General features: G+C 50.7%; 23 protein-coding genes, 1 tRNA gene and 1 pseudogene. 5 read left to right on the top strand and 20 right to left on the bottom strand.

Going from position 1 to position 24001, the window contains the following annotated elements:
• Positions 1 to 42: 42 nt before the first annotated feature.
• The 13 genes from NNL38_RS06030 to NNL38_RS05970 form a co-directional block, all read right to left on the bottom strand.
• Positions 43 to 534, bottom strand: a complete 492-nt coding sequence (locus NNL38_RS06030; protein ID WP_255390118.1) for a PaaI family thioesterase — start codon at positions 532 to 534, stop codon at positions 43 to 45.
• A 99-nt stretch (positions 535 to 633) separates the two neighbouring features.
• The gene (locus NNL38_RS06025; RefSeq protein ID WP_255390117.1) at positions 634 to 975 is read right to left on the bottom strand and encodes a histidine triad nucleotide-binding protein; all 342 of its coding nucleotides are present in this window, start codon (positions 973 to 975) and stop codon (positions 634 to 636) included.
• Positions 976 to 1295: 320 nt separating this feature from the next.
• Positions 1296 to 2270: an ABC transporter ATP-binding protein gene (locus tag NNL38_RS06020; RefSeq protein WP_255390116.1), complete on the bottom strand. Its 975-nt coding sequence runs from the start codon at positions 2268 to 2270 to the stop codon at positions 1296 to 1298.
• Positions 2267 to 3253, bottom strand: coding sequence for an ABC transporter ATP-binding protein (locus NNL38_RS06015; protein WP_255390115.1), 987 nt, complete (start codon positions 3251 to 3253; stop codon positions 2267 to 2269). The genes NNL38_RS06020 and NNL38_RS06015 overlap by 4 nt, the downstream gene beginning before the upstream one ends.
• Before the next feature lie 2 nt (positions 3254 to 3255).
• Positions 3256 to 4149: an ABC transporter permease gene (locus NNL38_RS06010; protein WP_255390114.1), complete on the bottom strand. Its 894-nt coding sequence runs from the start codon at positions 4147 to 4149 to the stop codon at positions 3256 to 3258.
• A gap of 12 nt (positions 4150 to 4161) precedes the next feature.
• Positions 4162 to 5115, bottom strand: a complete 954-nt coding sequence (locus NNL38_RS06005) for an ABC transporter permease (protein WP_255390113.1) — start codon at positions 5113 to 5115, stop codon at positions 4162 to 4164.
• 14 nt (positions 5116 to 5129) lie between these two features.
• Complete coding sequence (locus tag NNL38_RS06000; RefSeq protein ID WP_255390112.1) at positions 5130 to 6887, bottom strand: ABC transporter substrate-binding protein; 1758 nt, start codon at positions 6885 to 6887, stop codon at positions 5130 to 5132.
• A 523-nt stretch (positions 6888 to 7410) separates the two neighbouring features.
• Positions 7411 to 8331, bottom strand: coding sequence for an aromatic amino acid DMT transporter YddG (yddG, locus tag NNL38_RS05995; RefSeq protein ID WP_255390111.1), 921 nt, complete (start codon positions 8329 to 8331; stop codon positions 7411 to 7413).
• Between the two features lie 137 nt (positions 8332 to 8468).
• Positions 8469 to 8771, bottom strand: coding sequence for a hypothetical protein (locus NNL38_RS05990; protein WP_255390110.1), 303 nt, complete (start codon positions 8769 to 8771; stop codon positions 8469 to 8471).
• Between the two features lie 250 nt (positions 8772 to 9021).
• Positions 9022 to 9516: a hypothetical protein gene (locus NNL38_RS05985; RefSeq protein WP_255390109.1), complete on the bottom strand. Its 495-nt coding sequence runs from the start codon at positions 9514 to 9516 to the stop codon at positions 9022 to 9024.
• 203 nt (positions 9517 to 9719) lie between these two features.
• On the bottom strand, positions 9720 to 10385 hold the full coding sequence (locus NNL38_RS05980; protein ID WP_255390108.1) for a nucleotidyltransferase domain-containing protein: 666 nt from the start codon (positions 10383 to 10385) through the stop codon (positions 9720 to 9722).
• A gap of 51 nt (positions 10386 to 10436) precedes the next feature.
• The gene (locus NNL38_RS05975; protein ID WP_255390107.1) at positions 10437 to 10958 is read right to left on the bottom strand and encodes a P-loop NTPase family protein; all 522 of its coding nucleotides are present in this window, start codon (positions 10956 to 10958) and stop codon (positions 10437 to 10439) included.
• 37 nt (positions 10959 to 10995) lie between these two features.
• Complete coding sequence (locus NNL38_RS05970) at positions 10996 to 11877, bottom strand: LysR family transcriptional regulator (RefSeq protein ID WP_255390106.1); 882 nt, start codon at positions 11875 to 11877, stop codon at positions 10996 to 10998.
• Between the two features lie 225 nt (positions 11878 to 12102).
• Here NNL38_RS05970 and NNL38_RS05965 point away from each other — a divergent pair, with 225 nt between their 5' ends.
• The 3 genes and pseudogenes from NNL38_RS05965 to NNL38_RS24835 all read left to right on the top strand — a co-directional run bounded on the left by NNL38_RS05965 (position 12103) and on the right by NNL38_RS24835 (position 13327).
• Positions 12103 to 12717, top strand: coding sequence for a glutathione S-transferase family protein (locus NNL38_RS05965; RefSeq protein ID WP_255390105.1), 615 nt, complete (start codon positions 12103 to 12105; stop codon positions 12715 to 12717).
• Between the two features lie 13 nt (positions 12718 to 12730).
• A complete protein-coding gene (locus tag NNL38_RS05960; RefSeq protein WP_255390104.1) occupies positions 12731 to 13099 on the top strand; it encodes a nuclear transport factor 2 family protein in 369 nt (122 codons plus the stop codon).
• A gap of 21 nt (positions 13100 to 13120) precedes the next feature.
• Positions 13121 to 13327, top strand: a pseudogene (locus NNL38_RS24835) (tautomerase family protein).
• Positions 13328 to 13475: 148 nt separating this feature from the next.
• Here the strand turns inward: NNL38_RS24835 and NNL38_RS05950 are convergent.
• From NNL38_RS05950 to NNL38_RS05925, 6 genes are all read right to left on the bottom strand, one after another.
• Positions 13476 to 13943 (bottom strand): hypothetical protein, encoded by a 468-nt coding sequence (locus NNL38_RS05950; protein ID WP_255390103.1) that lies wholly within the window; start codon positions 13941 to 13943, stop codon positions 13476 to 13478.
• A gap of 122 nt (positions 13944 to 14065) precedes the next feature.
• Positions 14066 to 15216 (bottom strand): IS3 family transposase gene (locus NNL38_RS05945; protein ID WP_255390102.1). Its coding sequence is split into 2 segments (ribosomal slippage): positions 14066 to 14979 and positions 14979 to 15216, totalling 1152 coding nucleotides; the frame shifts between segments, so codons are not numbered across the junction.
• A 521-nt stretch (positions 15217 to 15737) separates the two neighbouring features.
• Positions 15738 to 16292: a hypothetical protein gene (locus tag NNL38_RS05940; RefSeq protein WP_255390101.1), complete on the bottom strand. Its 555-nt coding sequence runs from the start codon at positions 16290 to 16292 to the stop codon at positions 15738 to 15740.
• Between the two features lie 710 nt (positions 16293 to 17002).
• Positions 17003 to 18295: a group II intron reverse transcriptase/maturase gene (gene ltrA / locus NNL38_RS05935; RefSeq protein ID WP_369414611.1), complete on the bottom strand. Its 1293-nt coding sequence runs from the start codon at positions 18293 to 18295 to the stop codon at positions 17003 to 17005.
• A gap of 600 nt (positions 18296 to 18895) precedes the next feature.
• Positions 18896 to 18986 (bottom strand) — tRNA-Ser (locus NNL38_RS05930).
• 117 nt (positions 18987 to 19103) lie between these two features.
• Positions 19104 to 20009, bottom strand: a complete 906-nt coding sequence (locus tag NNL38_RS05925; RefSeq protein ID WP_255390100.1) for a DMT family transporter — start codon at positions 20007 to 20009, stop codon at positions 19104 to 19106.
• Positions 20010 to 20123: 114 nt separating this feature from the next.
• Between NNL38_RS05925 and NNL38_RS05920 the strand changes: the two genes are divergently transcribed.
• Together NNL38_RS05920 and NNL38_RS05915 are read left to right on the top strand one after the other, a co-directional pair.
• The gene (locus tag NNL38_RS05920) at positions 20124 to 21551 is read left to right on the top strand and encodes an aminotransferase-like domain-containing protein (protein ID WP_255390099.1); all 1428 of its coding nucleotides are present in this window, start codon (positions 20124 to 20126) and stop codon (positions 21549 to 21551) included.
• 60 nt (positions 21552 to 21611) lie between these two features.
• Positions 21612 to 22838: a PQQ-dependent sugar dehydrogenase gene (locus NNL38_RS05915; protein ID WP_255390098.1), complete on the top strand. Its 1227-nt coding sequence runs from the start codon at positions 21612 to 21614 to the stop codon at positions 22836 to 22838.
• 97 nt (positions 22839 to 22935) lie between these two features.
• Here NNL38_RS05915 and htpX read toward each other — a convergent pair whose 3' ends face one another.
• Entirely contained in the window at positions 22936 to 23814 is an 879-nt protein-coding gene (gene htpX, locus NNL38_RS05910; RefSeq protein WP_255390097.1) for a protease HtpX, read from the bottom strand.
• Positions 23815 to 24001 lie beyond the last annotated feature (187 nt).

Below are 24001 nucleotides of genomic sequence, written 5' to 3'. Positions count from 1 at the left end.
TCAGCCCCGCAGCAAGCTTTATGCGCCAGATACTTTTTGCAATTAAGCTGAAGCCGTCGCCGGAACGACCTTGAGTGATAGCGTCAGAGTAAACCGAGCAACCGGCGCATCACCATCCTGGCTCGGGCAAGTGGCCACCACCTCCACCGGCTCATTCACCCGCTCGCCGGTCTCACGGCAGCGTTGGAGCATATCCCGGATCAGCGCGCCCTGATGACAACTGAAGATCACATCCTGTTCGGGACGACGCAGAAATTCCCCCTGAACCGATTTAAAGGCCAGCGATAACGTCAGCCCTGAGCGGGCCGCCATTTCCATCGCCAGTAGACCGGCCGCAACATCCGCTCCAATTGCCAGTGCACCAAAGTACATACTTTGCAAGTGATTTTTGGTGTGCTCATTAAGCGGAATCGACAGCGCCAGATGATCGTCGCTGATCGCCAGGATCTCTGGCGAGCAGTAATCAATTAGTTTGACATGTTGCTCAGCGAATTGTTTCAACATTGCATTCGCACCCGCGACTCGGCTGTCCATAGCATCTATCCTTATTCATTGACTGATTAGACCAGTTAAGACAGGCACAGGAAAAATGTCAAACGCTTCACCTTCAAGATGTTATCTCAACCTGAATTCTCAGCCCGGCGGCCAGCGCATCGCCCGCCCCCCCAGCAGGTGGAGGTGAATATGATAGACCGCCTGACCCCCTTGACGATTACAGTTCCAGACCAGTCGATAGCCATCTTCAGCCAGGGAGAGCTCTTTAGCCAGCTTGGTCGCGGTCAGCACCATATGACCAATCAAGGGGCTATGGTTTAACTCCAGTTCATTCGTAGTGGCAATATGCTGGCGCGGGATGATCAGAATATGCGTCGGCGCCTGCGGATTATTATCATAAAAAGCAACCACCTGATCGTCCTCGTAAGCCCGCTTACCTGTAATCGCATTGCTGGCAATTTGACAAAAAATACAGTCCATACCAAATCCTCGCTGCTTAACCCTTTCAACTATAGTTAAAATCAGCGCCCAACCGTTCAAAACAACGACTGTTCTGTGAAACCTTCAGCCGCTGTTTTTCTCACCAGCAAAGCTGGAGCATCACCGCGATAACCACAGCGTTCATCCCCCATGGAGACTACCTGCGTCGCGAGATGGGGCCGGAATCAGTGTCTCTACCCATCTGGACGTGCTGGCCTCAGTATCGGCCGAGATTAATAAACGAGTGGCTAAAAAAAAGCCAGCCGAAACCGGCTGGCTTTGTTCACGATGAACGTGATTTCTGGATCCGTGAAACCGGATCAGTTAAACAAATGACAAGCAACCAAATGCTCAACACCTGCTTCGCCCGTGTTGTGGGTTTCCGGGCGGGTTTGCTTACACTGCTCAGTGGCATGCGGGCAACGGGTCCGGAACGTACAACCGCTCGGTGGTGACAGCGGCGACGGCACGTCCCCTTCCAGCTTCAGCGACTCTTTACTGATCGTTGGATCCGGTACCGGGATCGCCGACAGCAAGGCCTGGGTGTACGGGTGTTTCGGGTTGCGGTACAGCACCTCCGCCGGTGCCTTTTCCACGATCCGCCCCAGGTACATCACACCGACTTCGTCACAGATGTGCTGAACCACGCCCAGATCGTGGGCTATAAACAGAAATGAAATGCCTTTCTTTTCCTGCAATTCAGCAATCAGGTTCAGCACTTGAGCCTGGACCGAGACGTCCAGCGCAGACACCGGCTCATCCGCGACGATAAATTTCGGCTCCAGCACCAGCGCCCGGGCAATCCCGATCCGCTGGCGCTGACCGCCGGAGAACTCATGCGGATAACGGTTGAGCACCTGTGGACGCAGGCCCACAATCGCCATGACTTCAGCAATCTTATCTTCCCGTTCCTGTGGCGTGCCGATCTGGTGCGTATCCAGCGGCTCACGCAGGATTTCATGGATCGTCATCCGTGGGTTCAGCGATGCATACGGGTCCTGGAAGATGATCTGAATATCACGGCGAACCGCTTTCATCTCTTTGGCGCTGAAATGGGCAATATCCTTACCTTCCAGCTTGACCTCGCCGCCACTCGGCTCGTGCAAGCGCAAGACACAGCGACCCAAAGTCGACTTACCACAACCGGATTCACCGACCAGACCTAACGTTTTGCCGCGCTCAATGGTAAAGCTGACATCGTCCACGGCCTTACACAATGTCTGGGTGCCAAAGAAACGGCTACCGGCAGCAAAATGCTTCTTCAGGCCGTTCACTTCTAGTAATACTTCACTCATTGTCCATCTCCATTCGGACGAAAACAGGCGACCCTGTGATGCACGTCCCCGGTCAATTGCGGAATTGCCTGGCGACATTCCGACTGTACCTTGTCGCAGCGATCCGCAAAACGGCAACCTTCCGGCAAGTGCAACAGATCCGGCACCACACCTTTGATGGTCGGCAGACGCGGGATCTTCTTGTCACGAACAACCGGGATCGACTCCAGCAGCCCTTTGGTGTACGGGTGTTTCGGATTGGCGAAGATTTCTTCAACCGGGCCTTCTTCGATGATCTGACCACAGTACATCACGACCACGCGCTGACAGGACTCGGCCACCACACCCAGATCGTGGGTCACCAGGATCACCGCCATGCCCAGTTCTTTTTGCAGCCGCACCATCTCATCCATCACCTGCGCCTGGATGGTCACATCTAGCGCGGTGGTCGGCTCATCGGCCAGCAGCAGTTCCGGACCACAAGACAGCGCCATGGCAATCATCACCCGCTGGCGCATCCCGCCGGACAGCTCATGCGGATACTGATTGATACGTTTTTCCGGTGACGGAATGCCGACTTTATCCAGCATCTCAATCGCCCGATTGCGCGCTTCCGCCTTGCTCACATCGTTGTGCAGACGGATCACGTCGATCATCTGCGTGGAGATTTTCAGTACCGGGTTCAGGGCCGTCATCGGTTCCTGGAAGATCATCGAGATCTCATTGCCCCGGATCTTGCGGTACTCCTTCTCGCCCAGGCCAATCAGCTCACGATCTTTGAACTTGATACTCCCATCGACAATTTTACCCGGCGGCGATGGAACCAGACCCATAATCGACAGCGAGCTAACCGACTTACCACAGCCGGATTCACCGACGATCGCCACCGTCTCGCCCGGCATGACTTTGAAGTTCACGCCGTTAATCGCGCGAACCGTGCCTTTGTCTGTTTTAAATTCGACGGTCAGATTTTCCACTGACAGCAATGGGGTTTGCTCAGACATATTTAAATCTTCCTTGGGTCCAGCGCGTCTTGCAGCGAATCAGAGAACATATTGAATGCCAGGACCAGCACAAACAGCAGGCCGGAGGCAGCGAAGAAGTTACAGAAATGACCGGCGGTGACTTCGCCACTCGCTTCCGAAATCATCAGACCCCAGCTGATACTGTCCTTCACACCCAGTCCAAGGAAGCTCAGAATGACCTCACTCTTGATCGCCGTGATAAACAGCAGCGTCATTTCCACCAGCAGAATGTGCGAGGTATTCGGCAACAGGTGTTTAAAGATCACGCGATAGACCGGAACCCCGAGCGACCGGGCCGCTTCGGTAAATTCCATGTTTTTCAGTTTGATCACTTCACCACGCACCAGACGTGCCGTGCCCATCCAGAAACAGGACATCATAGCGATGTGCATGGCATATGGGTTTTCCGCCAGAGCCACGGCAAACGCCGCGACCATCAGGAAGTACGGGATACAATCGAGGCAATTCATCAGCCACAGAAACAGCTCATCGATAACGGTACCTGAAAAGTACCCGGTGGTCGCCCCCACCAGCGCACCGGTGATCGTGGCGACAATCGCCACGGTCAGGCCCACTTCAAACGCTGTTTTGGTGCTGTAAATCGCCCGCTGGAAAATATCCTGGCCGTTTATATTGGTGCCAAACCAGTACTCTGCCGTCGGCCCCATCTGACCCGGTGCCAGCAGCGCGTCCCAGTCTTGGGCAATCAACCCGAACCAGACCAGTATCGCCACCACAAAGTACAGCAATACCACCGACAGACTGATCATCCCCACCTTATCACGGGTAAATTTATAAAAAGCTTTCGTCCACAGAGACTCTCGTTTGGCCGGTTTGGCCACGCTCGCGCCCTGCTCCATAATTGCTTCCGACATTGCTTGCGTCCTTTATTTTAATGAAATACGCGGATCAACGGCGCGATAGAGCACATCAACCAGGCTCACCACCACGATGAACAACAAGGTTGTCAGCACGATAATCGCTTTCAACACCGGCAGATCACCGGTCGTAATTGCATCATATGCCGTTAGTCCGACACCCGGGATCCCGAAGTAACTTTCCAGCAACAGTGCACCACCCACAATCACAAACGGGATGGAGAACACAATGCGGGTCACAATCGGCACCAAGGCATTTCTCAGGACATGTTTAAAGATGATCGTATTAGCGCTATGGCCAAACGCTTTGGCCGTACGCACATGATCCCGGGTCGTCTCTTCTACAATCACAGCGCGATAGAACCGGGTATTGTAGCCCAGCGCCACGAACACCGAAGATATCGTCGGTACCGTGATGTAGTAGAGATAATCCGGGAGCGAATTCACTTCCCAGCCATAGACTGGGAAGAGATTCAGGCCATAACTGGAGCAAAAAATCAGCTGTGTCGCGATAATGACAATCAGGTAGGAGATACTCATCCCCACCACCGAAGACGACATGATCATCTTGTCCAACCAACTTGAGCGGTGCATCGCTGCAAACAACGCCAGTAGTACCCCAAGCACATTGCCCAGAATAAAGCCGGGCAGCTGCAAAGCGATGGATACCGGAATGGTTTTCGCCAGAATTGACGTCACCTGCTCGCCGGTCGAGTCGGAATAGCCGAAGTCAAATACCAGCACCTCCTTGACGTACTCAAAGTAACGGACAAAGAAAGGCCGGTCATAACCCAGCTGATGCCGGATCTCGTTAATCTCCTCAATCGTCGGGTTCCGGCCCAGCAAGTCATACGTCTTGTCCGGACCAAAATAAACCATCAATACGAAGCTGATCAGGGTCACCCCGAAAAGCAATGGGATGCTGTAAATCAGCTTCCGGAAACAGTGTTTTAAAATCTCCATAATGACCCAGCTACTTATGATTTGATATCAACATACTTCAGATAGTTACCCATCACGTCGCGCTGCGGCCACATGATGGCGTTCTTATGCCACATCCGGATGCGCGTGCGCGAGTAACCACCAATGCCGACACAGTCATCGACAACCATCTGGTTCATCTTCTGATACAGCGCCGTCCGCTCAGGGCTTGGCTGCATCACAGATGCCTGCTCATACAGCTTATTGAACTCTGGGTTGTTGTAGTTCGCACTGTTCGAACCTGGTGAGCGGTTCGGGCCATAGAACAGCTGCAGGGTGTTCTCGGCGTCCGGATAATCCAGGCCCCAGCCCATTGGGATCAGCTGAGTTTTGCTGTTTTTCACGTCACGGTTGAAATCACCGAACGTGGCGAAGGTTTTCTGCTTGATCTTGTTCTTCGGATAACCAATCTTGGTCAGGTTGCCGCGGAACTGCTCAAAGAACTGTTTGTTTCGTGTGCTGGCCGTGCCCGGGTAGTAAATCACCGGCAAGTTTTGCTTGTTCCAGCCATACTCTTTCAGCAGTTTTTTCGCACCAGCCAGATCCTGTGTGATGGAAGAATCATCCATGTTCGGATCGAAGCCATCGGTGCCCGGAACGATAAAGCCAGGGTATGCTTCGCCGATACCCAGGTAGAAGCGGCTGATCCGCTGCGGCCAGTCGAAGGATTTCACGATCGCACAACGCAGGGCTTTGTTCTGCGCATTGGTTTTCGGATCGTCAGAGTAACCAAAGTACTCATCGTCAAAGTTAAAGAAGTTGTACACCAGGCCTGCTTCAGGATTGACACGGAAATTGAACTGCTCGGCATACTCCGGTTTCAGCTTCACCGGGTGCTTGCTGGCCAGTACTTCATCCATTTGCTCATTCTGCAGTGTGGTGTTGACAATCTCACTGCCCTTGCTGAACGAGTTCCAGCGCGCCGAGGCTTGTTTGATCCAGTTCAGTTCTACACGGTCAACAATCGGCAGTTGCTTGCCATCCAGCGATGCAATGCCGGTGAAACCGTGCATTTCTTCGTTATAGCCAGCGCCGGCCAGATCGAAAGTTTCCTGACGGTAGTCCGGGTTTTTCTCCAGCACTGTCTTGGTGCTGTTGTGAGAAACCAGTTTAAACGGACCCGAGCCCACCGGGTGGATCGACAATTCACGACCGTACTTCTCGACGGCTTCAACCGGCACAACACCGGAGTAACCCATCGCCAGGGTGTAGGTCAGCTGCGGGAACGGCTTCACCAGCTTGATTTGAACCGTGTAGCGATCCAGCGCTTTCAGGCCTTCAATTTCTTTGGCATAGTCCGAGCCTGCATCTTTCCAGGCATCCAGACCAACGATCTTGCCAGCCCACAGCCAGGAGCCCTGAGAGCGGTTCTTCACATCAAAGTGACGTTTAATCGAATAGACAAAGTCATCTGCGGTCACTTCACGCCCTTTGCCACCTTCAAACGCCGGATCATCGATGAACTTCACACCTTGTTTGAGTTTGATGGTGTATGTCAAACCGTCTTCGGATACCTGAGGCATATCGACAGCCAGGTTTGGCTTCAGTTCAAACGGAGACTTCAGATATTTGTACTCGTACAGGGTGTCGTAAACAGCTGTCGTGACTGTATTGGCGTAGGTCGTGCCTGATTGCACCGGGTCGAAGGTTGTTGGCGTGCCGTCTTCAGAGAACTTGAACACCTTGATGTCATCAGCCATCGCGAAGCTGGAGACAACCAGTGCTGCCAACGGGAGCATCGTGAACTTTTTCATATAACTTCCTGTTAAATAAATCACATTGTTTGCAGCTACTTCCATGAGTCAGACTCATCAGGCTTGAACCGGGGCCGGTCCAAACCAATATCGACCAATGGGCTACTGTCGGGCGCTGCAACTTCCTGTTTCACCCTAAGCCGCCTCGGTTGCCGTGGTGGCAACCGAGGTTATCCCTGAAATTTATCAAGCGAATACTAAATTAAGCGCACGCGGCTTCATAGAAACTTCAGACATAAATGAGAAATATACCAAATATTTATAAATTACCAATAGGTAATTACAGTGTTTTGTCACAAGGTCTCGTCATTTATTGGACTTATATGCAAGAAACGCATACAAATTCAGATAGAGAAACTATCTATTCAGCCGCTATTCAGAAATGTGACAAGAGTCGACCCCGATATGCGAACACAGATGTACCAGGTGATGAAAAACCCATCACCATAGACTGCGCCGCTATCGCGCCCTTAAATGCATCTCCTGAAACTTGCTCGCTATTTAGCTAGCCGAAGCTGATGGTTCAGGCGCTTTCTTCAACCCATTCAGGGGCCTGCTGCGGTTTCTCCCGTGTCAGCCACCAGCACAGTAATGAAGCAACTGTGACCATGATTACGCCCTGCCAGAAGCTGGTGGTCAGCTCGATATCCAAAATCATTGCCGACAGGAAAGTCGAAAACACCGGCGTAAAGTAAGACAAAGTTGCCAGGAAAATCATGTTGCCGCCAATGATCCCGATATTCCACAACGCATAACCACCGCCCATGGCAAGCGCTACCAGAAGCAGATCAACGCTCACGCCAGCGTTCAATACCATCGGTGGCTCGCTGCTGAAGGCATATTTCACCCACAACGCCAGAGCAGTGGCGATAAAAAACCAAGTAATCGCATTTTTGCCATCCGCCAGCCGCCGAGTAATATTGCAATACACCGCCCAAAGGAAGGCGCCGGTCAGGGCCAAGGTGTAGCTGATCGGATTGGTCTGAACATTGGCCATCAGCTGCGCCGCTGACAATCCCTGATCGCCGCTCACTGTCCAGGCGACACCAACAAATGACAGTGCCAGCGCCGGATAAAGCAGTTTATTGACCGGTTTGTTGCTTACCAGCACTGCCAGCAATACCGTCAGGCAAGGCCAGAGATAGTTGATCACTCCCATCTCCACCGCCTGAACCCTGTCATTGGCCATCCCCAGCGCCAGCGACAGGCAAATTTCATAGCTGACAAACAGAAAGCCGCCTAATAACAGATATTTGGTTGAGAAGCTTTTCAACTTCGGCGCGCCGACAAATAAAACCAGCAACACCGAGCTGACGCTATAGATCATCGCGGCACCGCCAATCGGCCCCAGTTGCTCAGTGACATTGCGGATCAGGCCGACAATCGTACTCCACAGCAAAATAGCGACACAGCCTGCGAGCGTGTATTTATGGTCACCAAACATCTTCAACTCCAAACCTCAGCAATAATCATACAAGTGCATGACTGTGCCTTTTCTGCGGTGGAATTACAATGGGTGGCCCAGTATTCGCAATTCATATTAACGACCAGAAAACCAGATTCAGAAAGCTCAGCCTACCCTTACAAATCCCGCATCAATATTTCGTATTCTTCACTCGCTTCCACAATTGAATTGATCAATTCCCTGGCATCTTTCAGCGACAAATAAACATGCCAGTCTTTCTGTGGCGGTTTTGCATATTCACAACAGACTACACTCGGGATGCTTCCGTGGCGCTCAAAACGTAAATCTTCAAATTCTGCTTCATGAACTTGATTACTTTCAACAAGGTACACCCGGAGAAAACCTCTCGGGTTAATATCAATATGGGCATGGTAATGCATATTTCCCGGAAGCATACATGACAGGCGTTTGGTGTACATAGTCTCTTTTCCGTTTTGACAAATTGAACCAAACACAACCAAAGCATCACCTTAGCTTTAGCCGACAACCAGTAACCACAGCTATAGCGCGGACAATAAAATATGCATCTCACCATTAAGTACCCCGGACATCAACATGACGCATTCAGGCTTCATGTCATCGTCATTCAATGCATGGTACTTCTGGTTGGGGAGATTGTAAGATACCGAAACAAAAACCCCAGCCTGGCAGCTGGGGGTTTCCGCTAACTTAATAGCAGTTATCACTTTTCCAGGTCACTTCCCAAGTCCCATAGATTGGACTTCTCAGGATCGCTTTCCCGACCACCCGATCAACTTTGCCTTCTTTTTTTCCAGACCAGCCATAATCAGCGTATTGGGCGTTCTTTTGAAACATATACAGATCTGAATTGGTATCCAACTCAAAGTTGACGTTACAAGTATCATAAAGTAAATCAGTTTCAACCGAAGCCCACAAAGGCACGACCCCTGTCCCCGTATCATGGAGAAAGAATGAACCGGTGTACTCGGTTTCACAGGCTTCATTGCCGATACATTGCCAGTAATGTTTATGGCTTTTCGATTTCAACTCAAACGTCGGGGTGACACCGGCTGAAGACTCCGGCGCTTTCACCATTTTGAGATCACTGAGCTGAAATGCCAGATCCTGCTCACTTGTGTTTTTCGAGCTAGAACATGCAGCCAGCAACACCAGTACAACCAAAGAACTGTTTTTGACAAACATCACCAACTCCTAACCCATTTGTTCGAGATTATTTGTGTCAGCTATAAGCATAAGAATTAGAACTGGAGCAACTGTCCATTTATTGAGAAAACCATCAAATTAAGCCAATCCTGCATGTCATTTTCAAATAATTGTACTACGTAAAAAGTTTGAAAAATCATAAAGGTAATCAGCGAAGCGCTGCGTTGAAGAGATAACCGTCTTTACCCGGCTTGTTCCGATATGGCCCAACCATTAAATGAGTCAATCGTAATGACGTGATGAGCGAGTAATTGCAGCTTTTTCAGATCTGTTGGCATCCGATAAGTATCAGAAAACAAGTGATAAGCAACAGGATCCTTACTTTTCAGGTACTGGAGACTCTTTTTCGGTCCAAAGAACCACTGGCCCCGCAGTTGAAAATAGATCTCTAACAATTCGAGCTGAAGCCAGCACCGCCGGTACATCCCTTCCACATCTTCCGTTTCGATACGTTTCAGCATTTTCGAAATCCACTCGATGGTGTGCGTGCGATCGGACTCACTTAATCTTTCCGGACCAGCAGCGAGTTTGTTCCGGACTTTGGCAAGGAATTCTTTCCCCAATCCACGTTGATCCACCAGACAATCACCATCGGCAAATCTTAACGTGTCTTTCGAGATGTGTTGCATGGCCTGCGTCGGATAAACCCAGTTATCAAGATAAACGCCCTGGAACAACCGGGCATCTTTCAGTTCCGGGTGATCATCGACAAAACAGGCAATATCGATGTCGCTGGATGCGGTGGCATCTCCCCTGGCCCGCGAGCCATAAAAAATAATCGTATGCGGCTGATATTGCACCTGAAGCGCCCGGACAAGGTCTTCAATCAATGGGTCCTGATGTTTCATGTCATTCCTTTTCTATCGGGGTTTTAATTACCGACTCATCCGTGTCCAACTTCATTCAGTGGGTGCTGCAACGTCAGTATTTAAAAAGACCACCACGTCCTCCCGGCGAGTGAAATGCCGTTTTCGACCGCTGAAATCGATATATAACCGGCGGTGAAACGCCCGCGAATTTTTTGACTGCCGATGGTAATACGCCGATGCCCAAATCAAGAGATCCTGAAAATTCTTTTCAGCCAATCCCTGGTCCAGTTGCTTTGAGCTTTCCGAGCCTCGGCTAAGAAGTGATTGTTCGCAAAGTTCCCAATCCATATCCAAAAACAATAAAGTATCGGCTGAGTCGATGAGCTGTTCGGCAAGCTCACCAAATACCCCTTCCACCACCCAGTGTGTTCTCCGTGATAATCGTGTCAACTCGCCATCAATCACTTCTTGCGGCCGTTTTTGATGAAAGCCACCGGGCTCCCACACAACCGCATCTAAATTCACTTCAGGATACTGCAATTGATGCGACAGACGCGCAGATAACCAGCTCTTTCCCGAGCCGGAGTTGCCGATGATGAGGATTTTATTCATGTTCTGTTATCGCCTAAGCTGGTACTTCATTCACAAGTCAATGACGCGGTGTGGAAAACCACTGTTCCAAAAATTCAATACACTGTACCACTTTGGCCGGGACAAAATGCCTAGCCGGATATAACGCGTAGAGCGTCAACTGCGGTTTTTTAAAATCAGCTAACACTTCAACTAACGTCCCCTCAGCCAAAGCGCTGCGACAAGCAAAGTCCGGTAAAAAACCAATGCCGAGATCAGCTTTCATTGCTTCTAAGATAAAAAGCACATTATTGACCCGAAGGGAACCGTTAATCGGAATACCGTCTCCTAAAGGCCAAACATTTTTCCCTTTAAAGTAGCTGTATTCAAAACAATTATGTTCCTTTAAATCGTTCGGTTGCTCAATCGATGGATGCCTCTCAAGGTACCGGGGCGAAGCACAGATATGGTAATTGAATGTCGTCAGCGGCCGTCCCACATAGGTCGAGTCAAACGGGCGGCTGGCAGCACGAAAGCCCAGGTCAAACCCTTGCTCGACCAAGTCGACATCTTCATCCCCCAAGTGAATGTCCAGCTCAATGTCAGGAAAAGCACGCATAAAATCGGAGAACATCACTGCAAGATCGGTCAGGCCAAGTGTCATGGGCGCGTTGATCTTCAGTTTGCCGCGCGGCGTTTGCTGGAGGTCTTGGACAAACGTCTCCGCATCTTCCAGTTTGGCGAGGATTTCCCGGGCCCGCTGTAAATACCCTTCTCCCACATGGGTCAGTTGCACGTTGCGGGTGGTCCGGTGTAACAGACGCGCACCCAGCTCATCCTCGAGCCGACTAATCTCCTTACTAATCATCGACTTCGAAGTATTCATTTGTTCAGCAACCCGCGTAAAGCTCCCGAGATCGGCCAGGCGGACAAATAATTCAATCGCACGGAGTTTATTCACTGAATCCACGGCTCCCTGTGTCTGGCGATCCTTTACTGTTTCCACAAAAGAAACATTTGGTTCATATTGTCGCTATATATAAAACACTATCACGCACATACACTTTTCTCCATCGCTTCGCCGCTATTAACTTGAGCGACAAGCATGAACTCAGACGAGAAGCGATCACCACAAACAGCGGTTTGGCTCAACACCGCGGCTTCAACATCCAGAAGGAGAAACACTATGTATCAACTGTATTACTTACCCGGCGCATGTTCTTTGGCAACCCAGGTCGTGCTGCGTGAACTCAAACAACCCGTTCAGCTCATCGACAAGCAAAGTGTTGCCGATTTCCACACCATTAACCCGGTCGGCACCGTTCCGGTTTTGATTGACGGCGAACAAACGCTCCGTGAAGGTGCGGCGGTGATGCTCTATCTGCTCACCAAACACGACAGCCACCTGCTGCCGAGTGATGATCCCAAGGCGTGGCAACAAGCGATTCAGAACATCATGTTTGCCAATGCCACCATGCACCCGGCCTATAGCCGCTTATTCTTTGCAGCAAGCGCTATCGACAACAATGACACCCGCCAGCAAGTATTTGACGCTGCTGCCGCGTCAATCAGCGCACTCTGGCAAGTCGTTGAAATCCAACTGCAGCATCAACCCTTCTTGGGAGGGGAGCGGGTTTCCGCCGCTGACATTATGCTCGCGGTCTATTCACGCTGGGGCGCGAGCTTCCCGGTGACCATCACCATCCCGGAGAAAACTGCGCAGATGATTGAGCGGGTCATCACCATGCCCAGCTTCCAGCAGTCACTTCAAGCTGAGCAACCCAAATCGGCATTGGCTTGAGCAAGGGGATGTCATGAATCATCAGAAACCGTTTCAGCAAGATCTCGACCTGGTTGCATTTGTCGTGAATGACTATTTTACCGGGCTGCATGAAGCCGATATTGCAAAGCTTCAACGTATTTTTCATCCCGACGCCGTTTTGAAAGCGCCGGGGTTACGACGCAGCTTGTCTCAGTGGCTAGATCTCGTGAGCACTCGCGAGATCCCCGCTCAGCAAGACGCTGAGTTCAGCTATCGCGTGCTGGCCATCGATGTCATCAATGACCAAGCTATGGTGAAGGTGTTGTGCCCACTGCTCGGCCGTACCTATATCGACTTTCTGGGATTGTTGAAGGAAGACGGGCAATGGCGCATCGTCAATAAAATGTATGCCGACGCCTAAGTCGACACAGAGGAAATTGTTATGCCTTATATCAATATCAAAGTGACCAAAGAAGGGGTCACCAGCCAGCAAAAGAACGCGCTGATACAAGGTGCCACCTAACTTGTTGTCGATGTTCTTGATAAAGACCCGCAAACCACCTTTGTGGTGATTGATGAAGTGGATACCGACAATTGGGGCATCGGATTTCACCAGGTCACAGCCCTCAGAGAAAGACCGCGCGGCTGATCCATCCCACCGGTTTTCATCGCAGCCAAAATGCTTGATTCATTTTGGCTGCTCAATCACCAACCAAATTTCCCAACCGCTTAAGAGGTGATGGAAAACTAAGCACTTATGTGGTCGCTCTGATTACCTTCCCCCTCAGGGCGTGTTGTTAGGTTTCAGTTTTTGGCAAACCTCTAACTTGTATAAAGCTACTAAATACGTTTTTCCGGGAGACGCCCTTCGGGTTAGATACAAAAGGGATTATCATTCTTGCCTTGGATAATACTTTCACATTCCAAAGTGTATCCCCAATAAACAAAAAAGATATTGAACCGTCTTTCTGAAGGGTTAGGTCTTGTAAATATCCCGTTGAATAAGCACTACCTATATACAAGTAGTCAATTAACTTTGCATTAAGATCAAATAAATATATTCTCAGCGTCTCTTCATTAAGGATGTCATCAGTAACAAAGATAACGTAATTGTTATCATATTTTACGCCATATTCTACTTGCGCGCCTTTGACGAAAGAATTAGCGATTTTGCCTTCAATAGCCAGTAATATCTTCTTAGAGATATATTCGCTTCCTTTCTCAACGTCACGAATTTCTACTTTCTCTTTTGATAACAGTTCCATCTCAACTACCACGCGATACTAACTCCAAATGCGGCTAATATGCCACCTATAAATGCACCCACACTTACACATACAGGCGCTCCCGGACCACAAGCTAAACCTGCAATTGAATAGCCACCGACTCAGTAGACACTAATTAACCTTTCTTCATACCGCTTTTCATATTCTACTGGTGACAACTGATTATTGGAACCGTGTCTGCGTTTGACGTTGTAGAACATCTCGACATATTCGAAGATATCCATCCGCGCTTCTTCCCGAGTGGAATAGATCTTTCGCTTCACTCTTTCTCTTTTCAGTAACTGGAAAAAACTTTCAGCTACCGCATTGTCATGGCAGTTGCCCCGACGGCTCATGCTTGATTCCAGACCGTGCTGCTTTAAGAATTTATCCCAGTCATGACTTGTATACTGGCTTCCTTGATTGGAATGCACGAGTACCTTCTCTGACGGTGAGCGTCGCCATATCGCCATCAGGAGCGCGTCCAACACCAGCTCTTTCGTTATTCTGCTTTTCATCGACCAACCAATCACTCTCCGAGAGAACAGGTCAACGACGACTGCGAGGTATAGCCAACCTTCGTGAGTTTTTATATACGTGATATCGGTCACCCAAGACTGATTTGGAGCAGTCGGGTTGAACTCCCTGGCCAACTTATTCGCAACAACGACATTCTCTGTGCCCACTTTGGGCCTGGGTTTTCGATATCCTCTTTGCGACTGTAAGCCTTCTCGTTTCATCAAGCGGTGAACTTGGTTGATACCGCAACATTCACCTTCATCACGTAAATCACTGTATATTTTTCGATAGCCATAAACGCCACCAGATTCCAGCCAGAACTGCTTGATGAGTCCGAAAAGGTATTTACGCCGTTTCTCCTGTCTGCTATCGGGTTGCTTAAGCCAGGCATAATAACCACTTGGGTGGATGCTAAGGACTTTACACATACGTCGAACAGGCCAAACAGCTTGATTGGCTTTGATAAAGGCGTACCTCAGTCGGACTGGCTTGCGAAGTACACCGCGGCTTTTTTTAATATGTCCCTTTCTTCGGTGACTCTTTGCAGCTCCTTTTTGAGTCGACGAATTTCGGCACTTTCATCGGACTTGGCTTGATATTGGGAGGAATCTGGCCCGTAGCGTTTAATCCACACATAAAGGCTATGCGTGGTAGTCCCTAAACGATTTGCCACATCGGCTACACTATGACCTTTTTCAGTAACCTGTTTGACGGCTTCAACTTTGAATTCTTCTGGGTATCGCTTGCTGCTCATAAGCACCTCTCTGCTAATCATTTTGTCTAACTAAAAGGTGTCTATCAAGTCGGTGGCTATTCAACACGGGCAGTGATCGCCAGTCTTGGCGATAACACTGATCGGCTGAGTTTATGGTGCAAAATCTGGTCGAGCGTCGGGCACGTTTGATGCCTTCTAACGAATGAGGAACCGCAACCGCGTCCTGTCATCAGGATCATGGCATCAGTGCCAATAAACAGACCGAATGTAGAGCGGCAGTCCCAAACCTTGACGCTGTTGTTGACAGCTAGGGGAGTCCATGAAGCCCTGTTAAGGTGAGAAGGCTCATATGTGTTAGTTTTTTGTTTCTAGAGAGTGCTTATTTTCCAAGTCTTTTACCTTATTTTTAAGTTTCTCTAACTTTCGAGAATAAATAAAGAAACCGATTTGAGAACATACTACAGCCACATAGAACAGGTTATCTCTATGTTGAGCTGGAGCATCATTCCACAACCATATAGCGAAGACAGTGACAAGCACATAAGAAATAATATTTGAAATCATTGATGAAGCCCCGAAACCAATCGTACACTTCGATTTTCTAGCTCTGTATTAACTTTTTTTAATTCAGACTTATTAAACGCAACAGCTCCCCAAATGACAAGCATAGCTAAACCACCTCTGCCAAGTTTACCTCTAGCTTTAGATTCCTTGTATAGGTCTTTGAGTCCAAGGCTTGAAGCACCAATACCTACATAACTAGCGAAATTGTCTAAAAAGCTATGAAAATCTTTATCAGACTGTAACTCTTTCTCAGTCATTGACCACATGCCATATTGTGGGTTAACAAAAGTAGTGTCTAACGCTCCTGTTACTAATTTTCCCATTAAGGCTCTGTTCGAAACACTTCGTATCAGTTTCATAGCATCTACTCGTTGCTTCTGACTGAGATGTCTATACAAGATCATGGAACAAATCGCATCTACTTCTACTTTTCCAGCCCCAACAAGTAGTTCGGGTTTAAAATCGATTATTTTAGCTAATATTCTTAATTGTTCTTGCTCATTGCTTGGCAAATTATACGGCAAACTGCTAACTGAAATTACGTTACTCATCACTCATCCATGTATAACTTTAGGGCTTATTTCATGAAAAAAGAATAACATATGCACTCAGTTGTGCATAGGTGACATTATGAAACTAACAGCTTATTGTGCAGCATGCTCGGTTTCACGCAGCTACCGCACTGGCAATTTGACACACTATAGTCACAAAGCATCACCGTATTCAATTGGTTATGTCACCAAAATACCATCATCTAGCTTGAATCGTCCGTGCAAACGAAGCATTGTGATTTAACGAGACCGCATATGCACCCAACATGACATATAAAATCAATAATTATCAATCAGATAGCGTTTTTTATGTTAAACAAAGCAAGCAATTCCTGTCTCGTTAAGTCCCCCGGGATACGCAGAAATTGGCGGTTTTCACTTATAACTGTTGATAAGTACAGCTCAGCGCGTGTTCGCCATTCTGAGCGTTGTAGACCCGCTCGGGTAAGCACATGGGCTGAAAGCCAAGGCAGTCATTCTCGGCTGGTAACCTTATCTCGCTTCGCTCGGCTGAAGGCTCGCCGTACTCGCTTCTCTAGGGGTCGCATCCTATCTATTTCTTTGCCAAGCGACAGATGCAAATAAGCCAGCTGTTAAGCTGACTTATTAAATGTGGCGGAGCGCTCGGGGTATGGAGGGATTTTTCAAATCCCGACACTCAGGCACATCACCTGAATCGAGTAGGAGGAGGCCTCACGGCCTCCGTCCTCTCACACCACCGTACAAGCGTGGGTCGCATACGGCGGTTCCGAATATATTTTCAGTGACTCGTACCCATCTCGCAACGAGTACAGACCCATCTCCTTGAACCATTTCATTGGCATGGCCTGATTGAGCTGGGGCGATAAAGCCAAGTGCCACCACCCTTTATCTGACATCGCCAGCTTCCACGCATTGCGTTCGCTTACACCCTCTTGGCGTAACCATGTCGCTATGCTGTATCTGCGCTTGCGCTGCTTGAGGCGATAGCACCGTAAGCGCCGCCTTATCCATTCATCCAAGCGCTGCATCGCGCTTTTCCGTATGGCAAGCTTGAAATAGTGTTGCCAACCTCTTAGGTATTGAGTGAGTTCGACTAGGACTGTCTTCAACTCTCGCCCTCGATTCCGCTTCGTTATTTGACGCACTCGCTTCTTCATCTGAGTTTGTGCTGTCTTCGAGATATGGATGCTTCCATCTCGTTGAAAGCGATGGCCTAGGTAAGTCCGCTCTGTCACTCTCGTTGCCGCACTTTTCTCACGGTTAACCCTGAGTTTCAGTTTCTGCTCCAAGAACTCCGTGATTGAGGCTTTTACTCGATTGGCGGCTTCCTCACTGTGCACGTAGATTTGGCAGTCGTCTGCATATCGGCAGAACTTATGCCCTCTTCGCTCAAGCTCTTTATCCAACTCATCTAATACGATATTTGATAGCAGCGGAGATAATGGTCCACCCTGTGGCGTCCCTCGTTGCCTCTGCTCAACTAACCCGTTTCGCATTATGCCTGCCTGTAGGTATGACCTGACCAGCTTCAGGACCCGTTTATCTGTGATGTCCTCCGATAGCCTGTGCATCAGTCTATCGTGGTTCACAGTATCGAAGTATTTCGCCAGGTCTATGTCGACTACATAACCCCGCCCCTCCCTGATGTAGTGGCTTGCTGCCACCAATGCATGGTGGGCACTGCGGTTAGGCCTGAACCCATAACTGTTGCTTGAAAACTGAGGTTCGTAGATATCTGTCAGTACTGAGGTAATGGCCTGTTGGACTACCCTATCAAGTACAGTTGGGATACCTAGCTGCCTCACTCCCCCGCTAGGTTTGGGAATTTCTACACCCAGAACGGGTTGCGGTTGGTAGCTCCCGTCCAGAAGGCTCTGGCGGAGCGCTTGCCCATTAGAAGACTGCCGAAGCATCGAGATAGTCGCTGTTATGTCGAGTTTATCAACCCCAGCACATCCCTTGTTCTTCTTCACTCTTCTCAGGGCTTGGTTCAGATTTGTTGAGGAGCAGATCCGCTCCATCAACTGAGTTGAGGTCACCAAGACTCGTCCTCCTGTCTACGCCGATCATGCTTGTCATTCTTCGTGGCCATGAGCGTCACTTGCGGTGTTGCCCAGTAGTACGTAGAGATGTTGTTCATCTTGCTATGACCCCACATGATTGAGTGTCTAGTGACTGCTTCTTGATATATTCAGTTCCGGCCTTCCCTTGGGTTGTACTTCCCCAAGGTACTATGCCTTCTGCTGACTTCTTATTACCCGTCACACAACATCACTGTTGTATTAGTCTCATCCGAGACAGGTCGTAAGATCTCCCGAGGTAAGACGTTGTTCTTTCCCTTGGCTGTGCCTGATTTACCCGTACACACTTCCCGTCGAGGCATTGGGCTGTTCTATATATTGCTAGGTTACCCAAGTTGTACTGGCCTACTATCAGGTTTCTGTTCGTCACACCCAAGTTTTGCCGTTTGCTTCCTTCAGATCCCACCTCACGGTGGGCACCCTTGCATAGGCTAACGGTTCTCGCTCGACTGAGCCCGTAGAGGACTTTCACCTCCTAGAACAACGCCATGCTCGGCGCACAACGAAAAAAGCCCTGTCTGACGACAGGGCTTTTTAATGTGGCGGAGAGATAGGGATTTGAACCCTAGATACGCTATAAACGTATGCCGGTTTTCAAGACCGGTGCTTTCAACCACTCAGCCATCTCTCCGTAAGTGGAGCGCATGATACACAGCCCGGTTCAGACTGTAAATACCTGATTTGACCAAGTGCTCAGTTCTCCGGCATTTCGGGCGTAACCTGGCAGGTTTGCTTCAAATACCATCCGTTACGGACGCTGGGTTTGCAGCTCAGGCATCGACTGTGCTGACTTTTTCGGCTGGCGGATCACCAGATACACGGCCACTGCAGCCAGCAGGAAACCCAACGCGCCATAACTGTCGAAGGATTCGCCAAACATCAGCCAGGCCTGAAATGCGGTCATCGGAGGCACCAGATAGAAAGTCGAGGCAACTTTAGCCGATTCGCCATGTTTAACCATGTACAGCAACAGTAAAATGGCAATTCCCGACAGCACCACCACCAGCCAGACCAGCGCGAAAATAAATTCAGGGGTCCACTGCACCACCCGGCTTTCGGTCAACAGTGCAACCGGCGCGAACAGCAGGCCGGCCGCCACATATTGCCACACGGCCCCGCCAATCAGATCCACACCCTGGCAAAAACGCTTTTGGTACAAGGTACCCAAAGTGATCCCAAGCAGGGCGAACAAGGTAAAGACATACGCCGCTTCCCGGTGGCCTTCCTGTTGCCAGGCCATGTTGCCTTGCAGAACCAGACTGATCCCGATAAAGCCAAGCGCAAGCCCGAACCACTGCATCAGCCGCATTTGGGACTTATAGATCCCGACCATCAACACCGCCGTCAGGATCGGCTGCAACCCGACCAACAGTGAGCAAAGCCCGGCCGGCATGCCTAAGGAAATCGCCTGATAGGTCCCGCCCAGGTAAAATCCGTGGATCAATACGCCGGCAACCATCGAGTGACCCATCGCGCGCCCGGTTGGCAGTCTTGCCCGAAGGACCACGGTCAGGATCAGAAACATCGCCACGTTCGCAAGCATTCGCAGCTCCAGAAAAGTGGCCGGCTCCGCATACGGTAAGCCATACCGGGCACCGATAAATCCGGAGCTCCACAAGATGACAAAAATGAAAGGGATAAAACGCGTCGCCATAACCTGCTTTCCGTGAAATTGATTTGTAAGACATGACTTTAATGAGGTACAAACAATTAAATAGAGACAGATTTAGATATTTTTTAGGGTACAGATGAGTGCAAGGAGCCGGTTTTGACCAAGAAGTACCAGGATGTGATTGATTTGATCAACCAGCGGATCGACAAGCAAAGCTACTTGCCCGGGGATAAACTACCGTCGATTCGCAGCCTCAGCACCCAACTGGGGATCAGCAAAAATACCGTGATCCGCGCCTATCAGCAGCTGGAAGCCAACCAGCGCATTGAAGCGCTTCCCCGCTCCGGCTATGTCATCGCCCAGCCAGCCATCGCCCACGCGGCACAACCCGAGCCCAGCTATGTCGATCTGATGACACTGAGCAAAGACATCATGAGCCTGCCGCCGAGCCGACAGGTTCTCGCTACCGGCTCTGCCCATCCGGATACCAGTTTTCCGGCCATCCGCAGTCTGTATGCCGAAATCGGCCGCCACAGTCGTTATCAAACCCATATTCCCAGCCACTACCAGCTGCCCCCCGGCAATGAAGTGTTGTTACGCCAGCTGGTCTATATCAACCAGGAGCTTGGCATCACCACGTCCGCCCAGGCGTTACTCATCACCCATGGCGCCCAGCAGGCGATCAGTCTCAGCCTGCAGGCGCTGACCCAACCGGGCGATATTGTGCTGGTGGAATCGCCCTGTTACTTCGGTAATCTGCTGTTGCTCGAATCGCTGGGATTACAGGTCATCGAAATTCCGGCCAGCCCGAGCCACGGCATTGATCTGCCGGCTCTGGCTAAGGCGCTCGACAACTGGCCCGTTTCGGCGATCATTCTCAACCCCAGCTTCAACAACCCGACCGGGTACCTGATGTCAGAGCCGGATCGACGTCAGTTGCTGGCGATGACCGGCGAGATCCCCATTATCGAAGACGACGTGTTCGGCGATTTGGCCTACGGCCGTCGACCGCCACCGCTCAAAACGCTGGATACGCAGGATCGGGTGATTTACTGTAACTCGCTGTCCAAAACTCTGGATTCGCGCTTGCGGATCGGCTGGGTGATAGCCGGCAAGTACCAACCGGTGATCGAGAAGCGGCTGATGACCGATAACATGGGCAGCCTGAACCTGATGCAATCCGCCGTCGGTGCGTTTCTCAGCAGCGGCAAATATCGTCAGCACTTACACAAAATTCGCCGCAGCTACGCCCGCAAACAACGCCAGTTTACCCGGATACTTTGTGAGTCGCTCGACCAATATGCCTGGCTGCAAGGGCGATATCTGATCAGCCAGCCCGAAGGCGGATTTTTATGCTGGCTCACCCTGCCCGAGCACGCGGACAGTGAAATACTCTATCGGCAGGCACTGGCGCGGGATATCAGCATTCTGCCCGGCACCATGTTCAGCACCCAACCGCATTATCAGCATTGCATTCGCCTGAGTTTCGCCACGTTTACGGAAACGCCACACTGGCTGAATGGACTTCGTAGCCTGGCCGATATCATTGCGACACACCTCAAGCCCGAGGCTTCCCTGCATTGATCTTCAGCCTAAAGCGCGCCAAGCTCAACCCATGGTATCTGACCCAAAGGAAGGACCCCGATGAAAACAAACCGGATGCGTACTTGGTTATTGAGTTCGATAGCTCCCTGGCGCCGTTCACGCGCCTCGGCTCTGCGCGGCAGCAAAGCGAACGCCATTGTCTGCTTCATCCTGCTCCTGATCCCGCTGCAGGGCTTTGCGGCCCCAATCCTGCGTGGCGTCAGTGAAGGCCAGCACTGGGAGATCACCAAAATCACAGACGGCCTGGGTTCGCCCTGGGGCATGACCTGGATCGCACCAGAACAGTTAATCATCACCCAGCGCCCCGGAACCGCGCTCAAACTCGACCTCAACACCGGAAAACAAGCCCGGATCAGCGGGCTGCCCAAAGTCGCCTACCGGGGTCAGGGCGGCCTGTTGGATGTCGCGATCAGCCCGGATTCACTTTTGATCGGCAACCAACTGATCGGCAGTGAACCCTGGCTGTATTTTACCTACAGTAAACCGACCCAAGATGGCGCCGTCACCACCCTGGCCAGAGCCCGCCTGACGCAAAACAATCTCACCAACTGGCAAGATCTGCTGGTGACCACTTCAGCCACCGGTACCAGCCGTCACTTCGGCAGCCGGATTGCCTTTGATCAGCAAGGGCATGTGTTTTTTTCGGTCGGAGATCGCGGAGAGCGACCCAATGGCCAGGATCTCACGACCCATGCCGGCAGTATCATAAGGCTGAACCTGGACGGCTCGGTGCCCGGCAGCAACCCGTTTGTCAATCAAACGACGGCGCGCCCGGAGATCTGGAGTTACGGCCACCGAAATCCGCAGGGGATGGCCTACGATCCGGCGCACCAGCGCCTGTGGTCTATCGAGCACGGGCCGCGCGGCGGCGATGAAATCAATCTGATTCTGAAGGGACGAAATTACGGCTGGCCGGTGACCTCGCATGGTAAAGAGTACTGGGGGCCACTGGATGTGGGTGAAGCTGAGGAAAAGCCCGGTATTGAGTCGCCACGCACCGTTTATGTACCGTCAATTGCGCCGGGTAGTTTGCTGCTCTACACCGGCGAAGCATTTCCGAAATGGCGTGGAAATCTGTTTGCCGGCGCGCTGAAACTCCAGCACCTCAACCGGATTTCGGTGAGTGATGATGGGAAAACCCGGGAGGTCGAGCGTTTGGTCGGTGCGTTGAATGAGCGCATCAGGGCCCTGCTGCAAAGCCCGGAAGGTTGGATCTATTTTGCCACCGATAGCGGCAACCTGTATCGCCTGGCGCCTGCCAAATAGCCCCGACGTATCATTGGTTGTTTTCGGCTTCCAAACAACAAGGCCCTCTGACCGGTTTGGTCAGAGGGCCTTGATGAATAACGGGCTGACAGCGTAATTACTGGTGTGTCCCGCGACGCAGGGCATCAATCCGTTTTTCCAGCGGCGGGTGAGACATGAACAGCTCTGACAGCGATTTCTTACCGTTGATCCCGAAAGCCATCATCGAACCTTCCAGTTGCGATTCGTGACTCACTTTCAGGCGCTCCAGCGCTGCAATCATCTTATCGCGGCCAACCAGCTTCGCAGAACCGGCATCCGCCCGGAATTCACGATGACGGCTGAACCACATGGTCAGGATACTCGCCAGGAACCCGAACAGGATTTCCAGGATGGTCGAGACCACGAAATAAGCCAGGAAGCTACCGCCTTCACCCTCGCCCTCTTCATCATTCACCCCGCTGATTGCCCCGGCAATCAAACGAGAGATAAAGATCACAAAGGTATTCACCACCCCTTGCATCAGGGTCATGGTGATCATGTCACCATTGGCAATGTGGCTGACCTCGTGCGCCAGAACGGCTTCTGCCTCGTCACGAGTCATGCTGTGCAGCAACCCCGTAGACACCGCAACTAGCGAGTCATCCCGCTTGGCGCCGGTGGCAAAAGCGTTGATATCGGCCGAGTCGTAGATTGCAACCGTCGGCATACCAATCCCCGCTTGCTGCGCCTGGCGGGATACGGTTTCCATCAACCAGTGCTCCGTTTCATTACGCGGATGCTCAATCACCATCCCGCCGACCGAACGTAAAGCCATCGACTTTGACAAGAACAGTGAAATCAACGATCCACCAAACCCGAACAGCGCCGCCATCACCAGCAAGCCATTCAGACTCCCCGGCTGCAGGCCGGTAAAGGCATACACTAAGTTCAGGACAACACTGAAGACCAGCATCACGGCAAGGTTTGTTGCCAGGAACAATGCAATTCGCTTCATATTTTTAATTATCTCCAATCAATCAGAAAGAGCTGTTGTTCAGCGATATAAGGGAACACCTTACAGGAATATTAATAGTATGGTCGTTCAAAGTAATTACAAGGGAAAGGAGGAAATTGTTACGTTTCGTAAGGATAGGTTCATCAGCAGCCCCACCTTCTCGGGGGCAGTCGAAAACCTGACGCGT

Source organism: Photobacterium atrarenae (assembly GCF_024380015.1).
Classification (GTDB): Bacteria; Pseudomonadota; Gammaproteobacteria; order Enterobacterales; family Vibrionaceae; genus Photobacterium; species Photobacterium atrarenae.
This window is presented reverse-complemented; position numbering and strand designations above follow the sequence as displayed.